At 62.0% G+C, this 19,450-nt stretch carries 11 protein-coding genes; 8 read left to right on the top strand and 3 right to left on the bottom strand.

Going from position 1 to position 19,450, the window contains the following annotated elements:
* The first annotated feature begins 1 nt into the window (after position 1).
* From PHS32_RS13905 to PHS32_RS13890, 4 genes are all read left to right on the top strand, one after another.
* Positions 2-3,157, top strand: coding sequence for an efflux RND transporter permease subunit (locus tag PHS32_RS13905; RefSeq protein WP_301079608.1), 3,156 nt, complete (start codon positions 2-4; stop codon positions 3,155-3,157).
* Positions 3,158-3,179: 22 nt separating this feature from the next.
* Positions 3,180-4,658: an efflux transporter outer membrane subunit gene (locus tag PHS32_RS13900; protein ID WP_301079607.1), complete on the top strand. Its 1,479-nt coding sequence runs from the start codon at positions 3,180-3,182 to the stop codon at positions 4,656-4,658.
* Positions 4,655-5,290: a phospholipid-binding protein MlaC gene (locus PHS32_RS13895; RefSeq protein ID WP_301079606.1), complete on the top strand. Its 636-nt coding sequence runs from the start codon at positions 4,655-4,657 to the stop codon at positions 5,288-5,290. The genes PHS32_RS13900 and PHS32_RS13895 overlap by 4 nt, the downstream gene beginning before the upstream one ends.
* Positions 5,291-5,355: 65 nt before the next feature.
* Positions 5,356-6,765 carry a patatin-like phospholipase family protein gene (locus tag PHS32_RS13890; protein ID WP_301079605.1) on the top strand — a complete coding sequence of 470 codons (1,410 nt, stop codon included), beginning with the start codon at positions 5,356-5,358 and terminating at the stop codon, positions 6,763-6,765.
* A 125-nt stretch (positions 6,766-6,890) separates the two neighbouring features.
* Here the strand turns inward: PHS32_RS13890 and lpdA are convergent, their stop codons facing one another.
* The 3 genes from lpdA to aceE all read right to left on the bottom strand — a co-directional run bounded on the left by lpdA (position 6,891) and on the right by aceE (position 13,012).
* Positions 6,891-8,753, bottom strand: coding sequence for a dihydrolipoyl dehydrogenase (lpdA, locus tag PHS32_RS13885; RefSeq protein WP_301079604.1), 1,863 nt, complete (start codon positions 8,751-8,753; stop codon positions 6,891-6,893).
* An 82-nt stretch (positions 8,754-8,835) separates the two neighbouring features.
* Positions 8,836-10,218, bottom strand: a complete 1,383-nt coding sequence (gene aceF / locus PHS32_RS13880; protein ID WP_301079603.1) for a dihydrolipoyllysine-residue acetyltransferase — start codon at positions 10,216-10,218, stop codon at positions 8,836-8,838.
* Positions 10,219-10,288: 70 nt separating this feature from the next.
* The gene (aceE, locus tag PHS32_RS13875) at positions 10,289-13,012 is read right to left on the bottom strand and encodes a pyruvate dehydrogenase (acetyl-transferring), homodimeric type (protein ID WP_301079602.1); all 2,724 of its coding nucleotides are present in this window, start codon (positions 13,010-13,012) and stop codon (positions 10,289-10,291) included.
* A gap of 163 nt (positions 13,013-13,175) precedes the next feature.
* Here aceE and PHS32_RS13870 point away from each other — a divergent pair, with 163 nt between their 5' ends.
* The 4 genes from PHS32_RS13870 to PHS32_RS13855 all read left to right on the top strand — a co-directional run bounded on the left by PHS32_RS13870 (position 13,176) and on the right by PHS32_RS13855 (position 19,432).
* Positions 13,176-15,728, top strand: coding sequence for a PAS domain-containing sensor histidine kinase (locus tag PHS32_RS13870; protein ID WP_301079601.1), 2,553 nt, complete (start codon positions 13,176-13,178; stop codon positions 15,726-15,728).
* A gap of 3 nt (positions 15,729-15,731) precedes the next feature.
* Positions 15,732-16,355 (top strand): response regulator, encoded by a 624-nt coding sequence (locus PHS32_RS13865; RefSeq protein WP_301079600.1) that lies wholly within the window; start codon positions 15,732-15,734, stop codon positions 16,353-16,355.
* A 132-nt stretch (positions 16,356-16,487) separates the two neighbouring features.
* Positions 16,488-17,351 (top strand): bifunctional methylenetetrahydrofolate dehydrogenase/methenyltetrahydrofolate cyclohydrolase FolD, encoded by an 864-nt coding sequence (gene folD / locus PHS32_RS13860; RefSeq protein WP_301079599.1) that lies wholly within the window; start codon positions 16,488-16,490, stop codon positions 17,349-17,351.
* A 41-nt stretch (positions 17,352-17,392) separates the two neighbouring features.
* Positions 17,393-19,432, top strand: coding sequence for a M3 family metallopeptidase (locus PHS32_RS13855; protein WP_301079598.1), 2,040 nt, complete (start codon positions 17,393-17,395; stop codon positions 19,430-19,432).
* Positions 19,433-19,450: the final 18 nt, after the last annotated feature.

The raw sequence follows: 19,450 nt of genomic DNA, 5'->3' as shown, positions 1-19,450 counted from the left end.
CATGGCCAAATTTTTTATCGAACGCCCCATCTTTGCGTGGGTGATCGCCATTTTCATCACTGTCCTGGGCTGCGTGTCCATCACACAGCTACCGATTGCGCAGTACCCGGCAGTGGCACCGCCGACCATCCAGGTATCCGCCGCCTACCCTGGTGCCACCGCACAAACGCTGGAAGACAGCGTGCTGGCCATCATTGAACGCGAAATGAACGGCGCCACGGGTCTGGCCTATATGGAAACCACCAGCCAGGCCAACGGCACCGGCTCGATCACACTGAGCTTCGAGCCTGGAACCAACCCGGACATGGCGCAGGTGGATGTGCAAAACCGCCTGGCCCGGGCCACGCCGCGCTTGCCTTCAGTCGTGACGCAACAGGGTGTGCGCGTCGAGAAATCGCGCTCCAATTTTCTGTTGTTTGCGATGCTCTCGTCCAACAACCCGGACGTGAACATCGACACGCTCAATGACTATGCGGCCCGCAACATAGTGCCTGAGCTCCAACGGCTCGCAGGCGTTGGCACCGTCACACAGTTCGGCTCCGAGCGCGCCATGCGCATCTGGATTGACCCAACCAAACTCAAAGGCTTTAACCTGTCGCTTGACCAAGTGAATGCAGCCATCCGCGCGCAGAACGCGCAGGTATCGGCGGGCAATCTGGGCGACCTGCCCAGCGCACCGGGCCAGACGATGAATGCGACCATCGTCGTACCGGGCCAGCTGACCTCGGTGGAGCAGTTCGGCAATATCCAGTTGCGCGCCAATACCGACGGTTCATCGGTACGACTAAAGGATGTCGCCCGTATCGAACTAGGCGCCCAGAGCTACAACACCAGCGCACGACTGAACGGCCAACCGGCTGTCGGCATGGGCGTGCAACTTACGCCCACGGCCAACGCATTGGCCACGGCCAAAGCGGTAAAAGCCAAGCTGGCCGACTTGCAGCCGTACTTCCCGCAGGGTGTGAGTTACACCATCCCCTATGACAGCTCGACCTTTATCTCGGTCTCGATCGGAAAAGTGGTGGAATCCCTGCTGGAAGCGATGGTGCTGGTGTTCCTGGTGATGTTCCTGTTCCTGCAAAACATCCGCTACACCCTCATTCCGACCATCGTGGTGCCGGTGGCGCTGCTGGGAACCTTCGGCGCGTTGCTGGCCATGGGCTTCTCGATCAATGTGCTGACCATGTTCGGCATGGTGCTCGTTATCGGCATCGTGGTCGATGATGCGATCGTGGTGGTGGAGAACGTTGAACGGATCATGAGCGAAGAAGGCCTGTCCCCGCTACAGGCCACACGCAAGGCCATGGGTCAGATATCGGGCGCCATCATTGGCATCACCGTGGTGCTGATCTCGGTGTTTGTCCCGCTGGTCTTTTTCGCGGGTTCCACCGGCAACATCTACCGTCAGTTTTCAGCCACGATGGCCACCTCGATCGCCTTTTCGGCCTTCCTGGCGCTGTCACTGACCCCCGCCCTGTGCGCCACACTGCTCAAACCCGTGCAAGCCGGACACCACCTGGAAAAGAGTGGCTTCTTTGGCTGGTTCAACCGCCAGTTCAAAGCCACCGCGAAAAGCTATGAAAGCGGATTGTCCAAGTTACTCAAACGTACTGGCCGGATGATGATCGTCTATGCCATGCTGATTGGCGTCGTCGGGCTGATTTACACGCGTTTGCCGACCTCGTTCCTGCCCAATGAAGACCAGGGCTACATCCTCACCAACGTCCAGTTGCCACCTGGTGCATCGCTGGAACGCACCCGCTCGGTGCTGCAGCAGGTCGAAGGCTACATGCTCAAACAACCCGAGATCACCAACATCGTCACCGTGGCCGGCTTCTCGTTCTCCGGGCAGGGACAAAACGCGGGCCTGGCGTTTGTGATGCTCAAGGACTGGGCCGAACGCAGTGGTGACGAACATTCGGCTCAGATGGTGGCAAAGCGTGCATTTGGGGCGCTGATGGGCATCCGTGACGCCTTTATCTTCGCACTGAGCCCGCCGCCCATTCCCGAGTTGGGCAATGCGACCGGCTTCACGTTCCGACTGCAGGACCGCGGCAGCAAGGGACACGCCGCGCTGCTGAACGTACGCAACCAGTTGCTGGGCATGGCCAGCCAGAGCAAAGTGCTCGCCGGTGTGCGCCCCGACGGCATGGAAGACGCCCCTCAGATGCAAATTGACATTGACCGCAACAAGGCCAGCGCCCTGGGTGTAGGCTTCGACAGCATCAGTAGCGCGCTATCCACGGCCGTCGGATCAAGCTATGTCAACGACTTCCCGAACGAAGGTCAGCTACAGCGCGTGGTCGTCCAGGCCGATGCCTCGGCCCGCATGCAGCCGGAAAAGGTTCTGGATTTACCGGTCCTCAACAGTAACAACCAAATCGTGCCGCTCTCGGCCTTCGCCAGCACACGCTGGATCACCGGCCCGACGCAAACCGTTCGCTACAACGGTTATCCGGCCATGAAAATTTCAGGCGATGCCGCACCCGGCTTCAGCACCGGTGACGCCATGACCGAAATGGAAAAGCTGGCGTCCAGGCTGCCCGAAGGCTTCGGCTTCGAATGGACCGGCCAGTCACGCGAAGAAATGCTCGCGGGCAAGCAAGCCGTGGTCCTGTATGGCTTCGCGCTGCTGGCGGTGTTCCTGAGTCTGGCTGCGTTGTATGAGAGCTGGTCGATCCCGTTCTCGGTGCTGCTGGTGGTTCCGCTCGGCGTGCTCGGCGTGGTGCTGGCCACCCTGTTGCGCGGCATGTCCAACGACGTGTACTTCCAGATCGGCCTGATCACCATCATCGGCCTGTCTTCCAAGAATGCGATTCTGATCATCGAATTCGCCAAAGACTTGCAGGCTGAAGGCAAAAGCCTGATGGAGTCAGCGCTCGCGGCCGCCCACCTGCGCTTTCGCCCCATCGTCATGACCTCGATGGCGTTCACCCTCGGCGTGCTGCCGCTTTTTATCTCAACCGGCGCCAGCTCGGCCAGTCAGCGCGCCATTGGCACCGGCGTGATCGGCGGCATGCTCGCCGGCACCGTGCTGGCAGTGATTTTCGTGCCCGCCTTCTTCGTGCTGGTACGCAGCTTCTTCAAGGGCAGCCAACGCCAGCACGAACACGATTCCAAAGTGGTCAAGCTCCATCACGAGGCAGAGCATGAATAACCACCTTTATCAAACACTGCTCATGAAGAAACTTCACCCCTCAGTCGCCCGGCCCGCGCCGCTGGGCCGTGCCTTGGCCGCTGCTGCCGCAGCCACCCTGCTGGCGGGCTGCTCGATGATCCCGACCTACGAGCGTCCGGCCGCGCCCATGGCCACCCAGTGGCCCGATGCCTCGACCGCTACGACAAACCAGGCCGACAGGCCCGCCGCCGATCTGGCGTGGCAGGACTTCGTCGGCGACGCGCCGCTGCGCGAGCTGATCCGCCTGGCGCTGGCGAACAACCGCGACCTGCGCGTGGCCGTGCTCAATATGGAGCAGGTGCGCGCGACCTACCAGATCCGCCGTGCCGACCAGTTCCCCACTCTGAACCTGGCGGCCACCGGCCTGCGCCAGCCCGCGACCGATGGCAACGGCGGCATCAGCAGCGTCTATACCGCAGGCCTCTCGATGGCGTCGTGGGAGATCGACTTTTTTGGTCGCGTCGCCAGCCTGAAGGAATCGGCGCTGGCACAGTACCTGGCTTCGGATGAGGCGCGCAAGGCGGCGCAGACCAGTCTGATCGCCGCCGTGGCCAACACCTGGCTGAGCCTGCGGACCAACGACGAATTGCTGGCCCTGACGCAGCGCACACTGGTCACGCGCGACGACTCGCTGCGCCTGACCAAGCTACGCCTGGACAACGGCGCCGCTTCGGCGCTGGACTTCCGTCAGGCCGAATCGCTGACGGCGCAGGCGCGCGCCACCCTGGCCCAACAGCAGCGCCTGCGCGCGCTCGACGTGAATGCGCTCACCCTGCTGGTGGGGCAGCCACTGCCTGACGCCCTGCTCGCCACCCCAACGGGCGGAGCCACTGCCCCCGTGTTTCGCGAAGTGCCAGCCGGCCTGCCGTCGGACCTGCTGACGCGCCGCCCGGACATCCGCCAGGCGGAGCAGCAGTTGATCGCGGCCAATGCCAGCATCGGGGCTGCGCGTGCGGCGTTCTTCCCGCGCATCTCGCTGACCGCCAGCGCCGGTAGCGCCAGCAACGAACTCGCCGGCCTGTTCAAGAACGGCACCTGGGGCTGGACGCTGGCGCCGCAGGCGCTGCTGCCGATCTTTGACGCCGGCCGCAATCAGGCCAATCTGGACTCCAGCAACGCGGGCCGCGACATCGCCGTGGCGCAGTACGAAAAAGCGATCCAGAGCGCCTTCCGCGAAGTGGCCGACGCCCTGGCCGGGCGCGCCACGCTGTACGGGCAGGTGCAAGCCCAGCAAGTGCAGCTTGACGCAGAAGCCGACCGCTTCCGTCTGGCCGACCTGCGTTACCGCAATGGCGTTGCCAGCTACCTGGACATACTGGACGCGCAACGCTCGCTGTTTGCCATCCAGCAGGGCGTGGCGCAAACCAAGCTCGCGTATTTGCAGAACCAGGTCACCTTGTACAAGGCGCTGGGGGGTGGTGCATCCGACCGGGATGAGGTAGAAAAATCAACGCTGCAAAAGAAGGGAGTCAAACCATGAACCGTCGCCCATGGGCACGCCTGTTAGCCACGCTGCTGGTGGCCGCGTCCAGCCTGCTGGCCCTGCCGGCGCGCGCAGCGGATGAAGCCGCCGACGCCTTGATCAGACGTCTGTTCACCGAGGTACTCGACAGCATCAAGACTGACAAAGCCATCCATGCCGGGGACGCATCCCGGATCGCTGCGCTGGTAGATGCCAAGATCATGCCCAACGTCAATTTTCAGCGCATGACGGCCTCTGCCGTGGGTCCAGCTTGGCGGCAGGCGACGCCGGAACAGCAAAAACGTTTGCAGGAGGAGTTCAAAATTTTGCTGCTGCGCACCTATGCTGGCGCGTTGACACAGGTCAGTGACCAGACCATTGCCGTCAAGCCCCTGCGTGTGGCACCGGACGACAAAGAGACCGTGGTTCGCACCGAGGTCAAAGGTCGGGGCGACCCCGTTCAGTTGGACTACCGGCTGGAAAAAACCTCTGGCGAGGGGGGTGGCTGGAAGATTTACAACCTGAACGTCATGGGCGTGTGGCTGGTGGAAACCTATCGCAGCCAGTTTGCTCAGGAAATCAATGGCAAAGGCATTGATGGCTTGATTACAACCCTGACTACTCGCAACAAGGCCAACGCCGGAAGATGATGACTGGGAATCGATCGACGACACGGCGCGGTAGTGAACGAGAGGGCCCAACTGGTGGAAGTGTTATGTTGACACAGCAACTGCTGCGCCACGGCTTCGCCCTGTTGCTCGCGCTCCTGCTAACTGCCTGCTCCAGTGTGCGTCCATGGCAAAACCTGCCTTTGCCGCCCGATGTGGCGCTACCCACCGCGAGCAACATGTCCCCGGACGTGGGACTTCCAGTTAAGCAAGACAGCTCCATGCTGTTCGCCATCACCATCTCGGGCGGCGGCGCGCGCGCAGCCGCGTTTGGCTACGGCGTGCTGGATGCGCTGAGGCAAACCCAGGTACATTGGAATGGCCGCGACATAGCGCTGCTTGACGAGCTGGACGTGATTAGCGGGGTATCGGGCGGGAGCATCATCGCGGCCTACTACGCTGCTTTTGGCCAGCAGACTTTCCCCGCCTTTGAAAAGGATTTTCTGTACCAAAACTTCCAGGACACCTTGATCGGCAACGTGCTGCGCCCGGCTGCCCTGTACGAACTGTCCTCGCCCTGGTTTGGCCGCACGCAATTGCTGGCGCGTCGGCTCGATGAACTTTTCAACGGCAAAACCTTCGGCGATCTGGCAGCCCGCCCCGGCCTGTTGATCTCGGCGACGGACCTGTCACTGGGCTCCAGTTTTGTATTCAGTCAGGAGCAGTTCGAGCTGATCTGCTCGGATCTGGCCAGTGTGCCGCTGTCGTTCGCCGTGGCCTCATCGTCGGCCGTGCCCATTGCACTCAGCCCAACGACACTCAAAAACTACAACGCCGTTTGCCCACGCCCGCCAAACAGCCTCAACAGTGCAGCGCCTAACGATTACCGCGTGCGCTTGCTGCGGGACAGCCAGCGCTCCTACCTGGACGCAAAGACGCGGCCGTACATCCACTTGGTAGATGGTGGCCTGGCTGACAACCTGGGACTGCGCACCTTGCTGGAGCAATCGTTGGCCGCCGGCGGTATCCGAAACGCCGCGCGTCGCACATCCAAAAATGCCATTCAAAAGCTGGTGATCATTGCCGTCAATGCCGAGCGTGACCCGTCCGAGCGCATCGACGCCAGCGACAAGGTTCCTGGCACCTTACAAGTTTTTGATGCACTGCTGTTTGGCGCCGGCGCCCGCGTCACACAGGAAACGCTCGGCTTGCTGACCGATACCGCGCAGGTGTGGCGTAGCGAGCTCAAGCACTCGGCGGCGCAGGACATTGACACCTTCACGCCTGACGCGCAAATCTACGTCGTCAACGTCAACCTGCGCGACGCCCCTGAATTGCTTCAACGCACAGCACTTCTCCAAATTCCTACCGCACTGTCAATTGTGCGAGCTGACGTGCATCTCCTGGTTGAGGCAGGTCGCCACATTTTGCTGGAGTCTCACGAATTCAAGGCATTGCTGAAGTCTTTCAATGGAGACCTGTCGGCGCCAACAGGCTGGAGCCAAACCGAAGAATAAAGGCCACTGTGCCGATGTGCAGGGTGTTCTTGTCCACATTCGCCGCTCCGGGACTGTGGGCCGGCAAGCTTTGCGGCCAGAACCGATGAAAGTTCAGGCTTTGCAGGCAAGCTTGGCTGGAGGGTCTACCTGCGCGCCGGTGGCAAATCGGTGCAACTGCCGTGCGCCACTTCCGCCGCCATGCCGATGCTCTCGCCCAAGGTCGGGTGCGGGTGAATGGTCTTGCCGATGTCCACCGCATCGGCACCCATTTCGATCGCCAGCGCAATCTCGCCGATCATGTCACCGGCGTGGGTGCCGACAATGCCGCCGCCCAGTATCTTGCCGTGGCCATGGGCTTCCTCGCTGTCGTCAAACAGCAGCTTGGTAAAGCCTTCGTCGCGGCCGTTGGCGATGGCACGGCCGGAGGCAGCCCAGGGGAACAAGCCCTTTTTCACTTTGATGCCTTGCGCCTTGGCCTGGTCTTCGGTCAGGCCGACCCAGGCCACCTCGGGGTCGGTGTAGGCGACGCTGGGGATGACGCGGGCGTTGAAGGCGGCGCTGGCCAGTTCCTTGTTGCCTTGCAGTTCACCGGCGATCACTTCGGCTGCCACATGCGCCTCGTGCACCGCCTTGTGCGCCAGCATCGGCTGGCCGACGATGTCGCCGATGGCGAAGATGTGCGGCACATTGGTCCGCATCTGGATGTTCACCGGGATAAAGCCGCGCTCCGTCACGCTGACGCCCGCCTTGTCGGCGGCAATCTTCTTGCCGTTGGGCGTGCGGCCCACCGCTTGCAACACCAGGTCGTAGGTCTGCGGCGCGGGCGCCTTGCCACCTTCCTCCGCTGACGCAAACGTGACCTCAATGCCTTCGGGCGTAGCCTTGGCGCCCACCGTTTTGGTTTTGAGCATGATGTTGTCGAAGCGTGGCGCGTTCATCTTCTGCCAGACCTTGACCAGGTCGCGGTCGGCACCCTGCATCAAGCCATCCAGCATTTCGACCACGTCCAGCCGCGCACCCAGCGTGCTGTAGACGGTGCCCATTTCCAGACCGATGATGCCGCCGCCCAGGATCAACATGCGCTTGGGAACTTCCTTCAGGGCCAGCGCGCCGGTGCTGTCCACCACGCGCGGATCTTCCGGCATGAAGGGCAGGCGCACTGCCTGGCTGCCGGCAGCAATGATGCAGTTTTTGAAAGCAATGGTTTGCGTCTTGCCGGTTTTCTCTTGTGCCGTACCGCTGGTCTCTTCGACCTGCACATGGTTGGCGCCGACAAAAGCGCCGTAGCCGCGCAGCACCATCACCTTGCGCATCTTGGCCATCGCAGCCAAGCCGCCGGTGAGCTTGGAGACGACTTTTTCCTTGTGACCGCGCAGCTTGTCGACGTTGACCACGGGCGCCCCGAAATCGACGCCCAGTGCTGCCATGTGGCTGACTTCGTCCATCACCGACGCAACATGCAGCAAAGCCTTGCTGGGGATACAACCGACGTTCAGGCAGACCCCACCGAGTTGCGCATAGCGCTCCACCAGCACGACTTTGAGGCCCAGGTCAGCGGCACGGAAGGCCGCGGAGTAACCACCGGGGCCGGCACCCAGCACCAGCAGGTCGCAGTCCAGATCGGCGGCGCCGGCAAAAGTGGTGGCGGCAGGGGCCGGCGTGCTGGCAGTCGACACCGCGGCGGCGACGGGGGCTTTCGAGCTCTCCGCCGGCGAGGCGGAGGGTTGGGGTGGCGGTGAGCCGACTTGCGCGGACGAGGAACTCGTCTCGCTGCTTTCAAGCAGCAAGACCAAAGAACCTTCTTTCACCTTGTCGCCCAGCTTGACCTTGAGCTCTTTCACCACGCCGCCATGGCTGGAAGGGATTTCCATGGATGCCTTGTCGCTCTCCACGGTGATCAGGCTCTGCTCCGGCTTGACCGTGTCGCCGACCTTGACCATGAGTTCGATGACGGTGACTTCGGCGAAATCACCGATGTCGGGGACCTTGATTTCTATGAATGACATTTTGCTATTCCTGTTCACGCAAGATACATGGATGCCGGTTCGAGTCCGGCATGACAGACAGTGTCCTTGGGACTGCCACGGCTCAGAGCAAGACGCGACGGAAATCGCCCAGGATCTGGCTCAGATAAACGTTGAAGCGGGCCGCGCCGGCGCCGTCGATGACGCGATGGTCCCAGCTCAAGCTCAGCGGCAACATCAGCCGCGGCTGGAATGCCTTGCCGTCCCACACCGGCGTCATGGTCGACTTGCAAACCCCCAGAATCGCCACCTCGGGCGCGTTGATGATGGGCGTGAAATAGCGCCCACCAATGCCACCCAGGCTGGAGATGGTAAAGCCAGCACCCGACATCTCGGCCGGACTCAACTTGCCATCACGCGCCTTCTTGGCCAGTTCGCTCATCTCCTGCGAGATCTGGAAGATGCCTTTCTTGTCGGCGTCCTTGATCACCGGCACCATCAAACCGTTGGGCGTATCGGCGGCAAAGCCGATGTGGAAATACTGCTTGAGCACCAATTGGTCGCCGTCGATGCTGGCGTTGAACTCGGGAAACTTCTTCAGCGCCGCGACGCAGGCCTTGATCAAAAAGGCCAGCATGGTGACCTTGATGCCGCTCTTTTCGTTTTCCTTGTTGGTGGCGACGCGGAAGGCTTCCAGATCGGTGATGTCGGCGTCGTCATGGTTGGTGACGTGCGGAATCATGACCCAGTTGCGGTGCAGGTTGGCGGCGCTGATCTTCTTGATGCGCGGCCGGTCCTTGCGCTCTATCGGGCCGAACTTAGCGAAGTCCACGACGGGCCAGGGGATCAGCCCCAGACCGGCGCCATCACTGGCGGCAGCGCTCTTGCCCTGTGCCGCGATCGCCGCCGTCTGCACGGCACCGCTCATGACGGAGCGGGTGAAGGATTGAACGTCGGCGTCGGTGATGCGGCCTTTCAGACCGGTGCCCTTGACCTCGTTCAAGGGCACACCCAATTCGCGGGCAAACTTGCGCACCGAGGGCGAGGCATGCGGCAGTTGACCCTGTGGCGCGCTGGGGTTGTGCGCCGGCAGCGCCGGAGCTGCCAGCGCGCTTGCCGGGGCAACAGCGGCCGCCGGCGCAGGGGCAGTCGCCACGACTTCCGGCGCCGCCACGGCAACGGGTGCGGCGGCCGGCACCGCGGGAGTCGCCGGCACAGCGCTGGCCGCAGCGTCCCCCTCCACGATCGCCAGCAGGTCGCCAACATTGACCTTGTCGCCCAGCTTGATCTTGAGTTCTTTCAAAACACCGGCGTGGCTGGACGGAATCTCCATCGCCGCCTTGTCGGATTCCACCGTGACCAGCGACTGTTCCAGCCGGATGCTGTCGCCCGGCTTGACCATGATTTCGATCACGGTGACATCCTTGAAGTCGCCGATGTCAGGCACTTTGATTTCTATAAAAGACATGCTTATCTCCTCATTATTTGCAGATCGCCAGACTGTCATTGCGGGCCTGCCCCGCAATCCATGGATGCCGGATCGAGCCCGGCATGACGGTCACGACGAAGACGTTCTTTCAGGCGTTCAGTGGATTGACCTTGTTGGTCTGAATGCCGTAGCGGCGAATCGCTTCCGACACTTTGGCCTGCGGCAGCTTGCCGTCCTCGCTCAAGGCCTTGAGGGCAGCCACCACGATGTAGTGCCGATTGATCTCGAAATGCTCGCGCAATTTGGACCTGAAATCGCTGCGGCCGAAACCATCGGTACCCAGCGCCTTGTAGCTGCGCCCTTTCGGAATGAAGGCGCGAATCTGCTCCGCATAAGCCTTGATGTAGTCGGTCGCCGCGACCACCGGGCCGGCATGTTTTTCCAGCTGTTGGGCAACAAACGGCAGACGCGGGGCCGCCTCCGGGTGCAGCAGGTTGTGGCGCTCGCAGTCCTGCCCGTCACGCGCCAGTTCGTTGAAACTGGGGCAGCTCCAGACGTCGGCCACGACTCCCCAGTCTTTCGCCAGCAAGTCCTGCGCCGCAATCGATTCGCGCAGGATGGTGCCGGAGCCCAGCAACTGCACACGCGGCGCGGCGGAACCCGTCAACAGCGCGTTGACGCCTTCCTTGCACAGGTACATGCCTTTGATGATCTGCGCTTCGGTGCCGGCAATCAAGCCCGGCATGGGGTAGTTTTCGTTCAGCAGCGTGAGGTAGTAAAACACGTTGTCCTGCTTTTCGACCATGCGCTTCAAGCCATGGTGCAGGATGACGCCGACCTCGTGCGCGAACGTCGGGTCGTAGCTGACGCAGTTCGGAATGGTGCCGGCCAGGATATGGCTGTGGCCGTCCTCGTGTTGCAGGCCCTCGCCATTGAGCGTGGTGCGCCCGGAAGTGCCGCCCAGCAGAAAGCCGCGCGCCTGCATGTCGCCGGCGGCCCAGGCCAGGTCGCCGATGCGCTGGAAGCCGAACATCGAGTAGTAGACGTAGAACGGCAGCATGATGCGGTTGTTGGTGCTGTAGCTGGTGGCCGCGGCAATCCAGCTGCTCATACCACCGGCTTCGTTGATGCCCTCTTGCAGAATCTGGCCCTGCTTGTCTTCCCGGTAGTACATCACCTGGTCTTTGTCGACCGGCGTGTATTTCTGACCGTCCGGGTTGTAAATGCCGATCTGCCGGAACAGCCCTTCCATGCCGAAGGTGCGCGCCTCGTCAACCAGGATGGGCACCACCCGCGGACCCAGCGCCTGGTCGCGCAGCAAGGTGGTCAGGAAGCGTACGTAAGCCTGCGTGGTGGAGATCTCGCGGCCGGGCGCCGTGGCATCCATCACCGACTTGAAGATCTCCAACGCCGGCACGGTAAATTGCTCGTCGGCCTTGGTCCGGCGGTGCGGCAGGTAGCCGCCCAGCGCCTGGCGCCGCTCGTGCAGATAACGCATCTCGGGCGTGTCGTCGGCCGGTTTGTAAAACGGGATGTCAGCAATCTGGCTGTCGGGCACCGGGATGTTGAAGCGGTCGCGGAAGATCTTGATGTCTTCGTCGGTCAGCTTCTTGGTCTGGTGCACATTGTTCTTGCCCTCGCCGCTCTTGCCCATGCCGAAGCCCTTGACGGTCTTGATCAGCAGCACGGTCGGCTGACCCACATGCTTGACGGCGGCGTGGTAGGCGGCATAGACCTTCTTCGGGTCGTGGCCGCCGCGGCGCAAGGCCCAGATCTCGTCGTCGCTCATGTGCGCCACCATCTCCAGCGTCTTCGGGTCGCGGCCGAAGAAGTGCTGGCGTACGTAGGCGCCGTCGTTGGCCTTGAAGGACTGGTAGTCGCCATCCAGCGTGTCCATCATCAGCTTGCGCAAGGCACCGTCCTTGTCGCGCGCCAGCAAGGGGTCCCAGTCGCTGCCCCACATCAGCTTGATGACGTTCCAGCCGGCGCCGCGGAACTCGCCTTCGAGTTCCTGGATGATCTTGCCGTTGCCGCGCACCGGGCCGTCAAGGCGCTGCAAGTTGCAGTTGATGACAAAGATCAGGTTGTCGAGTTTCTCGCGCGCCGCCAGCCCGATGGCGCCGCGGCTTTCGACCTCGTCCATCTCGCCGTCGCCGCAAAAGACCCAGACCTTGCGGTTCGCTGTGTCGGCAATGCCGCGCGCATGCAGGTACTTCAGGAAGCGCGCCTGGTAAATGGCCATCAGCGGCCCCAGGCCCATCGAGACGGTCGGAAACTGCCAGAACTCGGGCATCAGCTTGGGGTGCGGGTAGCTGGACAGACCTTTGCCGCCCACTTCCTGGCGGAAGTTGAGCAGTTGCTCCTCCGTCAGGCGCCCTTCCATATAGGCGCGGGCATAGACGCCGGGTGCCACATGGCCTTGAATGTAGAGGCAGTCGCCACCGTGGTTTTCGCTCTCGGCGTGCCAAAAATGGTTGAAACCGGCGCCAAACATGTGGGCCAGCGACGCGAACGAGCCGATGTGGCCGCCCAGATCGCCGCCGTCGACCGGATGATGGCGATTGGCCTTGACCACCATGGCCATCGCATTCCAGCGCATGTAGGCGCGCAAGCGCTCCTCTATTTCGATATTGCCGGGGCAGCGCTCTTCCTGGTCCGGGGCAATCGTGTTGACGTAGGCCGTATTGGCCGAAAACGGCATGTCGATGCTGCTCTGGCGCGCGTGCTCCAGCAGTTGCTCCAGCAGAAAGTGGGCGCGCTGCGGCCCCTCGCTCTGGATCACGGCGGACAGGGCGTCCGTCCACTCACGGGTCTCCTGGACATCCGCGTCAGGCGCGCCGGCGCCGGGAAAGAATTCGGGAACTGCTGACATACTCGTCTCCTGGGTTTTGCGTAATTTAGTGCAGTTTGGCAATTCTCTCATATTTGCCAAAATATTCCGTGTCGTGCGATTGAATTTTGTAATGCGATATACATTCAGCACCACGAGTCTGCTGTCCACGCATCCAGGCAGTACCTCCCCTACACTTCAGGCCATGCCATTGCCGCGTCCAACCGCCCTGCCCAATCCCATGAACCTGCCGCCCTTGGCGCGCCTGCAGGGCTGGTGGCGCCGCTTGACGCCGCAACGGCAGGATCGTTTTGCGATGCTGGCGCCGCTGGCCGCGGTGTTGCTGTTTCTGGCGGCCATCGTGGCCGCGTTCGGCTATTTGCGGCTGGAAGAAATCGACCGGGAACAGGAAGCGGTCCGGCGCGACGTCGAATACACGCAGCAGCGCCTGCGTCTGCGCTTGCTGGAACGCCAGGAGCAGTTGATGCGGGTGGCTCGCGAGGTATCCAATCGCGAGCTCGATGCCGATGATTTCCAGGGCCGGGCCGAGACCCTGATCAATCGCTACCCCGAGTTGCAAAGCCTGAGCTGGATCGACGAGCGCAAGCGCATCAAAGCCAGCGTCGGCACCGCCAGCCTGTCCAACAACCAGCTCAAGACCGTGGGCAGCACGCTCCATATGGGCGAAACCGAAAGCGCCTACAGTCTGGCGCGCGACCTGCAACAGCCGATCTACGCGCAGCGCTCCGCCGCACCGGACAATTCGGCCACGCTGCAACTGCACATCCCCTTGAGCGAAGGCGCCCGCTTTGCCGGCGTTTTGCTGGCCGAATATTCGGTCGACGGCTTGTTCCGCTACGGTGTGCCGGCTGAGGTGTCGGCCCGCTATGCAGTCTCGTTCCATGACGCCAAGGGCGGTTTGCTGGCGGGCATGAGCATCCCGGCGCGCAACCCGGCGGCCCGCTTGCTGCCGTGGGACAACCCGGCCAACGTCTATGAGGTGCCGGTATCGCCGGTCGGCAACGGCCTGGTGATACGCGGCCAGGCCTATCGGACCTCCTTGGGCGTGATCGGCAGTGGGCTGTTCTGGCTGGTAACGGCACTGAGCGCCATGACGGCCTGGATGCTGATCGCCAACTGGCGCCATACGCGCCGGCGCATGCAAGCGCAGCAAGCCCTGGTGTCGGAAACCGTGTTCCGCCGAGCCATGGAAAATTCCATGTTGACCGGCATGCGGGCGCTTGATCTGCAAGGTCGCATCACCTACGTGAATGCGGCTTTTTGCCAGATGACGGGCTGGAACGAGTCCGATCTGGTGGGCCGCACGGCGCCCTTCCCGTATTGGCCTGAAGCCGATCTTGATTCGCTGAACGCCCGGCTGGAAGAAGAACTGGCCGGCAAAGTCCTGGCCAGCGGCATCCAGTTCCGCGTCAAGCGCAAGAACGGCACGCTGTTCGACGCCCGGCTCTACGTCTCGCCCTTGATCGATGCGCATGGCGTGCAAACCGGCTGGATGACGTCGATGACCGACATCACCGAACCGAACCGGATTCGGGACCAGTTATCAGCCTCGCACGAGCGCTTTACCACGGTACTCGAAGCACTCGATGCATCAATCTCGGTGGCCCCGCTGGGCAGCGACGAGCTGCTGTTTGCCAACAAGCTGTACCGCCTGTGGTTCGGCACGCAAGCCGGCGGGCATCTGCAACTGGTGGCCGAAGCCGGCGTGCCGGTGACCCCGCCCAGCGACGAATCGCTGGACAACGTGGACGCCTTCGCCGGCCTGCCCACCGACTCGCTGCCCGATACCGAAGCCGAGAGTTCCGAGGTCTATCTGGATGCCCTGGGCAAATGGCTGGAGGTACGCACCCGTTATCTGAGCTGGGTCGACGGCCGCCTGGCGCAAATGGTGATCGCCACCGACATCACGGCCCGCCGCATCGCCGAAGCCCAGGCGGCCGCCCAAACCGAACGCGCCCAGACCGCCAGCCGCCTGATCACCATGGGCGAAATGGCCTCCAGCGTCGCGCATGAACTCAACCAGCCGCTGACGGCCATCAACAACTACTGCAACGGCATGGTGTCGCGCATCAAGGGTCAGCAAATCAGCGAAGAGGATTTACTCAGCGCGCTGGAAAAAACCGCCAAACAGGCGCAGCGCGCCGGTCAGATCATTCAGCGCATTCGCTCCTTCGTCAAACGCAGCGAGCCCAATCGCTCGCTGTCGGAGGTCGCCGCCATGGTGGACGAAGCGCTTGAACTGGCCGAAATAGAAATGCGCCGCCGCAATGTACGGCTGACCCACTATGTGGCGCCCCGCATACCGGCCTTGCTGGTGGACCCGATTCTGATCGAACAGGTGCTGGTCAACCTGCTGAAAAATGCGGCCGATTCGATCGACTCGGCGCAACGACCGACGGCGCAACGCAGCGTCAGGTTGCGGGTGGTGCCGACCCAGGTCAACGACAAGCCGGCGGTCGAGTTCATGGTCATCGATTCCGGCCAGGGACTGGCGCCGGAAGTGATGGCGCGGCTCTATGAATCCTTTTATTCCACCAAGGCTGACGGCATGGGTATCGGCCTGAGTCTGTGCCGCTCAATCGTAGAATCGCACCTGGGTCGGATGAAAGCCGAGAACATCTACAATGGCGCCCAGGTAACGGGGTGCTGTTTCTCGTTCTGGATTCCGGTGACGGAATCCCTGCCGACCGTCGGCACCGCTCAAACAACCAAGGACGCCAGGGTAAAGCCGGGATAAAGCATGAGTTTGATACCGAAAAAGGGCACGATTTACGTGGTCGATGACGATGAGGCGGTACGCGATTCGCTTCAATGGCTGCTGGAGGGCAAGGAATACCGGGTTCGCTGCTTTGAGTCCGCAGAGTCATTTTTAAGCCGTTACGACGCGCGTGAGGTCGCTTGCCTGATTGTCGACATCCGGATGGGCGGCATGACCGGCCTGGAGTTGCAGAACCGCCTGATCGAGGCCCGCTCACCGCTACCCATTGTCTTCATCACCGGCCATGGCGACGTGCCGATGGCGGTTGACACGATGAAGAAGGGCGCCATGGACTTTATCCAGAAGCCGTTCAAGGAAGATCAACTGGTGGCGCTGGTGGAGCGCATGCTGGACCAGGCCAAGGACACTTTCGCCGAGCACCAGAGTGCCGCCAACCGGGGCGCCCTGATGGCACGCCTGACACTGCGCGAAGCGCAGGTGCTGGAGCGCATCGTGGCCGGGCGCCTGAACAAACAGATTGCCGACGACCTTGGCATCAGCATCAAAACGGTGGAGGCGCACCGCGCCAACATCATGGAAAAGCTCAACGCCAACACCGTGGCCGATCTTCTTAAAATTGCCTTGGGACAAACCGCGAAAGCTTGAACCATCCAATCAATTGAGGACAGCGCAAAATTTCGACGTAATTCTTGGTCTGTCCCGCAATGTCTCAGGTTTAACGCCACCGACGCCCGCCCGACCAGACCAGCGGGCGTTTTTACTTATGGAACAGCAATCATGACAACTCAAAAATACGGCCGGATCATCGATGGCATCGCCCTCTCGGCGCAACTTCGCGCCGACGTCGGCCGCCGCGTCCTGGCACTCAAGGCGCGCGGCGTGACACCCGGACTGGCCGTTATCCTGGTCGGCGAGGACCCCGCCAGCGCCGTTTATGTGCGCAACAAGGTCAAGGGCTGTGCCGATACCGGCGTGCGCTCGGTATTTGAAAAATACGATGCCAGTCTGTCCGAAGCGGCTCTGCTGGCGCGCATCGCGGCGCTCAATGCCGATCCCACGGTGCACGGCATTCTGGTCCAGATGCCCCTGCCCAAGCACATCAACCCGCACAAGGTGATCGAGGCCATTTCCGTCACCAAGGACGTCGACGGCTACGCCACCCTGAGCGCTGGCGAATTGATGACCGGGGCACCCGGTTTTCGGCCCTGCACGCCTTATGGCTGCATGAAGATGATAGAGAGCACCGGCACCGATTTGCGCGGCAAGCACGCGGTGGTGATAGGCCGCAGCAACACGGTCGGCAAGCCGATGGCGCTGTTGCTGCTGCAAGCCAATGCGACGGTCACCATCTGCCACAGCGCCACCCAAGACATGGGCCACCACACGCGCCAGGCCGACGTCATCGTGGCCGCCGTGGGCAAGCGCAATGTGGTGACGGCCGACATGGTCAAGCCCGGTGCCATCGTGATCGACGTCGGCATGAACCGCAACGATGAAGGGAAACTGTGTGGCGATGTGGACTTTGCCGGCGTGAAAGAGGTGGCCAGCTTCATTACCCCGGTGCCCGGTGGTGTCGGCCCCATGACCATCACCATGCTGCTGGTCAACACCCTTGAAGCCGCCGAACGCACCACCACCTAAAGACCTTGCTAGAACCGGCTCTGCCCCACAAATTCTGATCCATGACCAATCCCCTGCTCTGCTTCGACGATCTGCCACTTTTTGACCAAATCAAGCCCGAACACGTGGCCAGCGCCGTTGACCAGTTGTTACTGGACGCCAGCGCCGCGCTGGAGACCGTCACCGCCGTCGAATTTCCAGCGCGCTGGAGCGCTATTGCCGGCGTACTGGACGTCGCCACCGAAAAGTTGGGGCGTGCCTGGAACGCGGTGAGCCACTTGAACAGCGTCGCCGACACGCCCGAGTTGCGTGCCGCGTACAACGAAGCCTTGCCCAGGGTGACCGAGTTTTCCACCCGCCTGGGCGCTGACGAGCGGCTGTATGCCAAATACAAGGCCATCGATCCGTCGACTCTGAACCTGGAACAACGCCAGGCGCACAAAAATGCCATCCGCAATTTTGTGCTGGGCGGCGCCGAACTGGTGGGCGCCCAGCGCGAGCGCTTTGCCGCCATTCAGGAACGCCAGGCCGATTTGAGCCAGAAGTTCAGTGAGAACGCACTCGATGCGACCGACGCTTTCGCCTACTACGCCGCTGCCTCGGAGTTGACTGGTGTGCCGCACGACGTCCAGCAAACCGCCCTGGCCCTGGCCCAGGCGGAAGGCAAGGAAGGCTACAAGCTGACGCTCAAAATGCCCTGCTACCTGCCGGTGATGCAGTTTGCCGACAGCAGCACCCTGCGCCAGAAGTTGTACCGCGCCTACGTCACGCGCGCCTCCGATCAGGCCGACGCCGAGAACACGAAGTTCGACAACTCGGCCTTGATGAGCGAACTGCTGTCCTTGCGTCTGGAAGAAGCCACGTTACTGGGTTACCGCAACTTTGGCGAGCTCTCGTTGGTACCCAAAATGGCCCAGTCGCCGCAGCATGTGATCACCTTTCTGCGTGATCTGGCGAGCCGGGCGCGGCCCTTCGCCGAGCAGGACCTGGCTGATCTGCGCGCCTATGCCGCGCAGCATCTGGAACTGCCCGACCCGCAGCCCTGGGACTGGCCTTATGTGAGCGAAAAACTGAAGGAGGCCCGTTACGCCTTCAGCGAGCAGGAAGTGAAACAGTATTTCACGGCGCCCAAGGTGTTGGCCGGCTTGTTCAAGATCGTCGAAACCTTGTTCGACGTCAGCATCCGGCAAGACAGTGCCCCGGCCTGGAACCCTGGTGTCGAGTTCTACCGGATAGAGCGCGCCGGCGTTCTGGTGGGACAGTTCTACCTCGATCCATCGGCCCGCACCGGCAAACGCGGTGGCGCCTGGGCGGACGACGTACGCACCCGCTGGCTGCGCCCGGATACGCAGCAATTGCAGACGCCGGTGGCGCATCTGGTGTGCAACTTTGCCGAAGGCGTGGACGGCAAGCCGGCCTTGCTGACGCATGACGATGTCATCACCTTGTTTCACGAATTTGGCCACGGCCTGCACATCCTGCTGACGCAAGTGAGCGAGCGCGACGTGTCGGGCATCAACGGCGTCGAGTGGGACGCGGTGGAGTTGCCTAGCCAGTTCATGGAGAACTTCTGCTGGGAATGGGACGTGCTGCGCCACATGACGGCGCATGTGGACACCGGAGAGCCGCTGCCGCGCGCGTTGTTCGACAAAATGCTGGCCGCCAAGAACTTCCAGAGTGGCCTGCAAACCCTGCGCCAAATCGAGTTTTCGCTGTTCGACATGCTGCTGCATACGGTCCACGATCCGGCGTTGGACCTGATGCCTCTGTTGACCCAGGTTCGCTCCGAAGTGGCGGTGCTGCCAGCACCGACGTGGAGCCGCAGCGCGCACACCTTCAGCCATATTTTTGCCGGTGGTTATGCGGCCGGTTATTACAGCTACAAATGGGCTGAAGTGCTGAGTGCCGATGCCTATGCCGCCTTTGAGGAAACAATGGGTAAAGAAGGTTTACCGAATGTGCAAACCGGTAGAAAATACCGGCACGCCATTCTGGAAGCGGGTGGCAGTCGCCCGGCCATGGAGTCGTTCAAGGCTTTTCGTGGGCGGGAGCCCACGCTGGATGCCTTGTTGCGACATCAAGGCATGGCCGGACAAAAGTGAAGAGGTTCAATTTGAAAA

Source organism: Rhodoferax sp. (assembly GCF_028714215.1).
GTDB lineage: Bacteria > Pseudomonadota > Gammaproteobacteria > Burkholderiales > Burkholderiaceae_C > Rhodoferax.
Note: the sequence above shows the minus strand (reverse complement) of the source record. Positions and strands in the feature narration are given on the sequence as shown.